This window comes from Pseudoalteromonas sp. SR44-5 (assembly GCF_014163675.1).
Taxonomy (GTDB): domain Bacteria; phylum Pseudomonadota; class Gammaproteobacteria; order Enterobacterales; family Alteromonadaceae; genus Pseudoalteromonas; species Pseudoalteromonas rhizosphaerae.
The window spans coordinates 1-6904 of record NZ_JACJDT010000080.1; the positions used below are offsets into that span (position 1 = coordinate 1).

Genomic DNA, 6904 nt, shown 5'->3' on the forward strand with positions numbered 1-6904 from the left:
CCCTGTGTCGCTTGTATATCAGTGACCTCAATGTTTAACGGGGAAAGCAGTGGTGCATATTCTGGTAATGCAGCAACAACAGTGCGTGATTGGCTGTAAGCGTCTTTGGCCTTACCGAGCTCATTTAAGAAGTGGGTGTCATTTTCACGATGAGGGTTTTGTGTTAACTCAGCTAACAACGCCCTGTAGTGCGCACGCTGCTTAATAAACAACGTTACCACTTCCGGCTCATTACCTGTTAATTGTGAGGCTTCGAGTTTGTAAGCAAGCTCTCTACCTTGGGCACAGTGGATAAGCTTAAGGGCTAAGTTAATCTCGCTATTCTTCAAGGAAAAAGCCACCATGCGGTGGAGTAATTGAAGGCTTGCTGTCTGACTTTTCTGTCCTCTATCTATTTCAAGTAGTTCAATAGATTCGCTCGTAAGGCTTAAAAAAGACTCTGTGACTGGGACATTAACGACCGAAAAATAATTAAGCCAAGCAATTAATCTATTTACTCTAATATTTAGCGGGAGTTTATTTTTTATTCCCTCGAGGAACATATCATCATATATACAAATTGCTTTTTGGTAGTGCCCATTAGCTTCTGGTAATTCACCTATACTCTGAAGTAAAACTGCAAGATTCGTATAAACACTGGCTAATCCATCCTGGAATACAACTGGCCATTGCTGGTTATTGTTGCGAATCCCCTCTTGTATTGCGATAGAGTGTTGGTAGTGCCTTTTTGCTTCTGCTAATTCGCCGGTACTCTTAAGTAAAACGCCAAGGTTCATATAAGCAATGGCTAAGACATTTTGGAATTCAACTGACCATTGCTGGTTATTGTTATCACACCAAGTGCGAATACTTTCTTGTATTACGATAGCGTGTTGGTAGTGCCCTTTAGCTTCTGGTAATTCGCCTATACTCTGAAGTAAAACTGCAAGATTCGTATAAACACTGGCTAATTCATTCTGGAATTCAACGGGCCATTGCTGGTTATTGTTATCGCACCAAGTGCGAATCCCTTCTTGTATTACGATAGCGTGTTGGTAGTGCCCTTTTGCTTCTGCGAATTCGCCGGTACTCTTAAGTAGAACACCAAGGTTCATATAAGCAGTGGCTAAGTCACTTTGGAGTTTAACTGGCCATTCCTCTATATTTTTATCAAACCAAGTGCGAAACCCTTCTCTTATTACGATAGCTTTTTGATAGTGCCCTATAGCCTCTGCTAATTCGTCGCTACCCTGGCGTAAAACCCCAAGATTAGCATGAGTGTTCGCCAATAATTCAAAAAAACTAAAATCAATAATTGACTTTATAGCCAGTGTTTTCTGACCGCTATTTGGCACCAGCGTTAATATATCGTTATAAAGCTGGGCCGCTCTTCGCAGTTCATTCTTTTGATGATAAGAGACTGCTTGATAATAAGAGTTTGCTAGCTCAAGTAGTGATCTTAAATTTTTCATATCTATAAATGGCCTTTTAAGTGCTTTAAGCTACTTTTAATTTATTATTGTTACCAATCTTCACCAAGTAATTACCCTCAACCATATAATCGGGACCAAGCGCATTACACAAATTTTTTAGTGATCCATAACCAAACCAGTTTCCGTTATTAGTATTGAGGTAACGAATAAGAATTTTTCCTACTTCCGCAAGATTAATGCGTTGATAATCATCAAAATACTTTAACAGTATAAAAATCACAACATCCTTAATGTCTGCATCATTCTTATTTTTTTGGATAATTAGGTCATTATCAAGTTCTAGTAGAAAAGGCGCCATTGACAACTCTTTACAAAATGCGTGTTGTAGTACTTTTGCGTTCTCTACAGGAGATAATAAAATACTACTTATTCCATGTTGCCTCAGGAGCACCGGAATTGAACTAAAATCACCGTCTGCACTGATTAGTAACACCTGGGTGACTCGTACGCTCAGTAACTCATCAAACAGGTGGGCTGCAAGAGCGATATCAGCCCAGTTTTTACCTGCTTTTTTTTCTGGGTCTTTCAAATCAATAACCTTATCTAAGTCGTATCGGCTTAAACCAAGTGCTAGCAGTTTCTTAGACTCGCCATATATATAGTGCTGTGTTGTTCCCGTATAATGACTACTTATCCATTTATTAAAATTTGCATTTTGTTGGTTTAATTTTTCACCTAATTTAGGGCGAAGGTGATTTAAATGTATCGAGAGGTTTTCTCTATCATCAACAATAAGTGTTACTTGATATTTTGGTAGATAGCTTTTAATGAAGCATCGAATCGCACGTCGAACTTGCTTTAGATTAATCATATTAACACACCTTTTTATAAAGAAAGCACTGGTAAAATTGAAGCTTTAGATGACCCTGCGGGGACAATTTTGTTAAGTTTTAAATCAAATATTGCTAGCTTAGTTTTTAATATGCCAGTACAACAAAAAACAGTAGGAATGCTGACGGGTAAGTGATGTAAAACAGGCTTTAAATTAGAGATATGAGGGATATGCCACCTTGAATACATTGCCCCTAAAATACGGGGTTCAATACTTTGTAAGTCATGAATTGAGAACTTAAGCGGTACACCTCGGAAGCTACCTTGCGAATACCTCATCCCTAGAGGCAATAATTGAATATTATTGTGAGTTAAATCGGGTTCGTATTTAACGGTAAAAGTACTGTCATCTGTATAATCCTGATGCTCAAATATTACTTGTTGGCATATGAGCATAAGCTCTTTTGCAAAAAATAGATCTAGTCCCCAATCGTTTAATCTTAGTTTTAACTGCTCACCGGTTAAGTGTCCTTGCTCGTATTGAGCGAACTCTGGTCTATAGCTAATATCTTTTAACCAACGCAGAATGGTGTGATGTTTAATATTATTTTCCCATGCACTGTTAACGATTCGGTGAAAACTAACATTTTCACCTGCCATAGCAAGTAACGCTTTTTGCTGCTTTAAAATACAAATTACTTGTTCCATAAACACACCAGACCTTAACAATAAAAAACACAGCAATCGATTGTGCATTGCTGTGCAATTTAATAACTAAACAAAATGTAAGCAAATAGCTCGCTAAGCTTTTAAATCAGCGGCTGCATTCACGTTTACATTGTGTCCAACAACTGCGCTTAATGCTGCATTTTTAAGCTGTTGTACTAACTCGGTAGCGTTACTCGCTTGAAAGAGCCCAACTTCTTTCATATCACGCGATAGAAACGATTCTAAAATTTGCTTATTGGCTGCGTCGCTAAAAGCAACTGCAATACGAGATGCACCTTGCCCTAACTTTGAACTGCTGAATGCATCAATTGGTAAATCATCACCATCTGTTGGCTCACCATCACTTAACAATAAAACGACAGGTTTGCTGTATTTTTTACTAGCATCATATGCGCTTGTAAGGCTTAATATTGATTCTTGAATAGCTTCGCACATTGGTGTTCCTCCTGAGGCACTTAGTTCTGGAATCTGCACTTGCTCTAACGGCACAAATACCCCATTACTGCCTACAACATAATTTACGTCTCCCCCAAACGTTATTACTTGCAAAGATATTTGCGAGTTTCCTTTCTGATCATTTTCCCAAGTTTTTAATAAGGGTAAAATGTCTTTAATCGCTTGGTTTACAGCGTCTAAATCTGCGTCCATTGAGTGACTTGTATCTATAAGGAATATAAAGTGTTTATCACGTACAAATACCTCGACTTCATTACCTTTATGAAACGCATTTGAATGGCTCATTGCTTGATTAAGTTGGTCTGTATTAGCTTTAATCATGGTATCTACCTTATTGAGTTAATTAGAATATCAATCTTTCCAAATTCACTTTGAAGATCTTCATAGATTTTTACTAATCTATGAATCTGCTCTTTTTAGTTCGCTTAAAAAGCTGATGAGTTGAGACTAATACCTTAGGTACCACTTGGCTTTTACTTTAATAAGTTACCCCCTAGGGGGTAACTTAACTAATGCTTTTGTATATTTACTTTGAAGGCTTACCTTTTGGTTAGATTTAACAACCAGCACAGGTGATTGTATGTACGAAGTAACAGGCGCTACTCATAGAGGAAAATCTCATATTGAAAACAATATGAGCAATCAAGATTCTTTTTGCTCCATATCTATATCTGGAACAGAAAAAAAAGGAGCTTTAATTGCTGTTGCAGATGGACATGGCAGTGAAGCGCATAAATACAGTGCTGCAGGCGCAAAAATTGCCATATCAGTTACAAAGGCAATATTCCCCGCATTAGTAAAATTAGGCTTTACATCTTCAAAGCTTTTAAAGCAGTTGAGTAAAACCGTGCTTTATCAGTGGCAAAAAAGCGTGCTTGATTACCATTATAAAAATCACTCTGATGAAGAGTTTTCATTTGTTTTATACGGAACAACCCTTCGCTTTGTAATGATTGATGAAAATAGTAATGCTTTTTTCTTTTCAGTAGGTGATGGTATTACAGCAATATTTGATAAAACTGGTAACCCAAGCTTTTTTGAAAATAGCCATGGAAGCAACACCGATGAACCAACCGCCAGCTTGTGTAATGCAAGCCTTTCTGATCTTAAATATCAATTTATAAATTTAGACGAATCCTCTGGGGTTTTGGTTGCTACCGATGGCTTTGACACTTTTCTAAACACTGCTAAAAACCTTAAAAAACACTTTGTTCATACAGTAATGTTTAGCTCAGGCAAAACATTACAAACAAATATAGAAGGTTTGTCTCGTGAATATAGTCAAATCAATAATGAAGATGATTCAAGCATTGCCATCGTTAAACTTCAGCAAGAACTATCGCATGAACACTTGCCCAGTGAAGTTTCGCTAACAGAGAAACAGGAGGAAACATTATGATATTTATCCAAAGTAATGGTGATAAGCTCAATATTATTAGTGAAATTGCCGAAGGTAGGGGTAAGCAGGGTAAAGTTTTTGAAGCTGAGGACAGCTCTGGTAATCCATTAGCTGTTAAAATGATGACACTATCTGACTGTGCATTAAAAGCTAATATTATTGATTTAATAGAGAACAATAAATATACGGCTTTAAAAACGGATAATAGATACTGTTGGCCTACCGCTTATGGGGAAGTAGATGGTTGCTTTGCTTACGTCATGCCTTTGCTACCGCCCAAATTTATAGGCGTGGAGGGGTATATAACGAGTCAACAAGCTATAATGTCACCAGATTACGCAGCAAATATTTCTTTGCTTCTATTAGATACTTTTCAAAACATTAGTAGCAGAGGTTTAACTTATGGTGATATCAGCACTAATAACGTGCTGTTTGATCCCAATACAAGTGAAATTCGCCTAATTGATTTGGATAATGTTCAAGCTATCGGTAGTCCATTATTTGTTTCAGGTACACCTTTTTATACAGCGCCCGAAAACTGGTGTGCTAATACACTCTCAAGTGCTGAAGGTGATATGTTTGCATTTGCTATTTACATATTTACATTGTTAGTTGGCACACATCCGTATGACGGTGAAGCCCTTCTTTTTGATGATGATGTAGACGAGCAAAAACGCTTGATAGAAGAAGGTAAGTTTATTTTTCATAAAAACAACCCTAACCGACTTCATAGCAGCAAAGCGAGTACTTGCACTAAAATGTGGGACGCATTATCCCCAACGTTACAACAACTTTTCACAAGAGTATTCACTGACAGTCAAAATGTTAGCAAACGTCCACGTTATGTAGAATATAAATCCGCTTTACTTGAACATATCGCAGGTTTAGTGTGCTGCCAAGATTGCCAAAACTGGTTTTACACACACAGCCCTAACTGCCCTTGTGGTTTTCACAATGAATTAGCTGAATATTCACAAAGCATATTAGGTATTAATTACGATGGCTTTCTTGCACCTAATAGCAACAAAATACCCGGTGTAGCTTTTGATGGCAACCGCATTTTCAACACCAGCAAGGCACCTTGGCGACTAACGGTGAAAGGGCATGTAGCGCCTATATTACCGAGAGAATCATTTCAGTATAAACCACCATTTGAAATTCGCTTTAATGGCGAAACGATTAAATTTACTTAGGAGTGCCTATGAACTTATTACTTACTATCGTGCTTACAAGCCTCTTTAAATGGTTATTGTTTGAATATGCTGAGCCAATTGTAGCCACTCTATCGGCATGCTTAATTACACTATCAATAGCAGGTTACTACCTGTATTTAGGCTTTAAACAAATTACATTCGCTAATGAATTATATAATGCCAATGATGCGTTAAAATTACTGAAGCTTAATTTAGTGCAGATCCTTTGGTTAATTACGCTACCTATTATTGGTTTTATGCTATATAAACAAAATTTGATAGGCTCTGGTTACTTTATTGATTTATTTGCGGTTATGACTTTATTGACTTTTGTTCTTAGCTGGACCTTAATCACAACAGCATCAAATAGCTTTAAACGATTAGAAGCTGTTAACACGATAAACAACCGCGTTATATGATTTAAGTAAATACTTAAAGCCCTTAAACACATTTGTGTTAAGGGCTTTTTCATTTCTTTTTAGGTCACTATTCAACCAAACACCTTAATGTTATTTATAAAGATGTCGAGCATCTCTTTTCTCATTCTGCCTTCGTCACTATGTTGCAGATGTGCCGTTAACCCCTGCCCAAACTGCTCAGTGATTAGTGTTTTCATATCCGCTTGTATTACATCATAGGTTAGGTCAATATCCAGCGACTCAAAGTCAAATATTTGCAAGCAATAACATAACTCAGGAATTGCAGCGTAACCTGGTTGAATAATACTTGTAACTGACTCTTCGGGTAACTCATCCACTTCTTGGTGATAGATGTTGATGACTATATCCTTAACCAGTGCTGGCCACTGGCCCGTTTCTAAGGCTTTTTTGGCTAAGGTGACAGACTCGCTCAGTACTCTTCCTTCTCGCCAATAATAATGAAAC

The 6904-nt window shown here is 37.4% G+C and carries 8 protein-coding genes; 3 read left to right on the forward strand and 5 right to left on the reverse strand.

Annotated elements, in window-relative coordinates; translation table 11 throughout:
• The 4 genes from H5154_RS22045 to H5154_RS22060 all read right to left on the reverse strand — a co-directional run.
• On the reverse strand, positions 1-1451 hold a 1451-nt coding region (locus H5154_RS22045), incomplete at its 3' end, for a tetratricopeptide repeat protein (RefSeq protein WP_182719632.1).
• A gap of 25 nt (positions 1452-1476) precedes the next feature.
• Positions 1477-2283, reverse strand: coding sequence for an NYN domain-containing protein (locus H5154_RS22050; RefSeq protein ID WP_182719633.1), 807 nt, complete (start codon positions 2281-2283; stop codon positions 1477-1479).
• A gap of 14 nt (positions 2284-2297) precedes the next feature.
• Positions 2298-2951 (reverse strand): hypothetical protein, encoded by a 654-nt coding sequence (locus H5154_RS22055; protein WP_182719634.1) that lies wholly within the window; start codon positions 2949-2951, stop codon positions 2298-2300.
• A gap of 93 nt (positions 2952-3044) precedes the next feature.
• Positions 3045-3749: a VWA domain-containing protein gene (locus tag H5154_RS22060; RefSeq protein ID WP_182719635.1), complete on the reverse strand. Its 705-nt coding sequence runs from the start codon at positions 3747-3749 to the stop codon at positions 3045-3047.
• Between the two features lie 259 nt (positions 3750-4008).
• Here H5154_RS22060 and H5154_RS22065 point away from each other — a divergent pair, with 259 nt between their 5' ends.
• From H5154_RS22065 to H5154_RS22075, 3 genes are read left to right on the forward strand one after another with little or no spacing between them, the layout of a single operon-like run.
• Positions 4009-4827 carry a protein phosphatase 2C domain-containing protein gene (locus H5154_RS22065; protein WP_182719636.1) on the forward strand — a complete coding sequence of 273 codons (819 nt, stop codon included), beginning with the start codon at positions 4009-4011 and terminating at the stop codon, positions 4825-4827.
• Complete coding sequence (locus tag H5154_RS22070; RefSeq protein WP_182719637.1) at positions 4824-6020, forward strand: protein kinase domain-containing protein; 1197 nt, start codon at positions 4824-4826, stop codon at positions 6018-6020. Before H5154_RS22065 ends, H5154_RS22070 begins: the two co-directional genes overlap by 4 nt.
• A gap of 8 nt (positions 6021-6028) precedes the next feature.
• Positions 6029-6439 (forward strand): hypothetical protein, encoded by a 411-nt coding sequence (locus tag H5154_RS22075; protein ID WP_182719638.1) that lies wholly within the window; start codon positions 6029-6031, stop codon positions 6437-6439.
• A gap of 71 nt (positions 6440-6510) precedes the next feature.
• On the opposite strand, the gene H5154_RS22080 is transcribed toward H5154_RS22075, so the two are convergent.
• Positions 6511-6904 (reverse strand): hypothetical protein (locus H5154_RS22080; protein WP_182719639.1); only part of this gene is annotated, 394 nt, incomplete at its 5' end.

Excerpts from the sequence above, each read along its gene's own strand:
- H5154_RS22060 (WP_182719635.1), bottom strand. The coding sequence starts at position 3,749 with ATGATTAAAGCTAATACAGACCAACTTAATCAAGCAATGAGCCATTCA.
- H5154_RS22075 (WP_182719638.1), top strand. The coding sequence starts at position 6,029 with ATGAACTTATTACTTACTATCGTGCTTACAAGCCTCTTTAAATGGTTA.
- H5154_RS22070 (WP_182719637.1), top strand. The coding sequence starts at position 4,824 with ATGATATTTATCCAAAGTAATGGTGATAAGCTCAATATTATTAGTGAA.
- H5154_RS22050 (WP_182719633.1), bottom strand. The coding sequence starts at position 2,283 with ATGATTAATCTAAAGCAAGTTCGACGTGCGATTCGATGCTTCATTAAA.
- H5154_RS22055 (WP_182719634.1), bottom strand. The coding sequence starts at position 2,951 with ATGGAACAAGTAATTTGTATTTTAAAGCAGCAAAAAGCGTTACTTGCT.
- H5154_RS22065 (WP_182719636.1), top strand. The coding sequence starts at position 4,009 with ATGTACGAAGTAACAGGCGCTACTCATAGAGGAAAATCTCATATTGAA.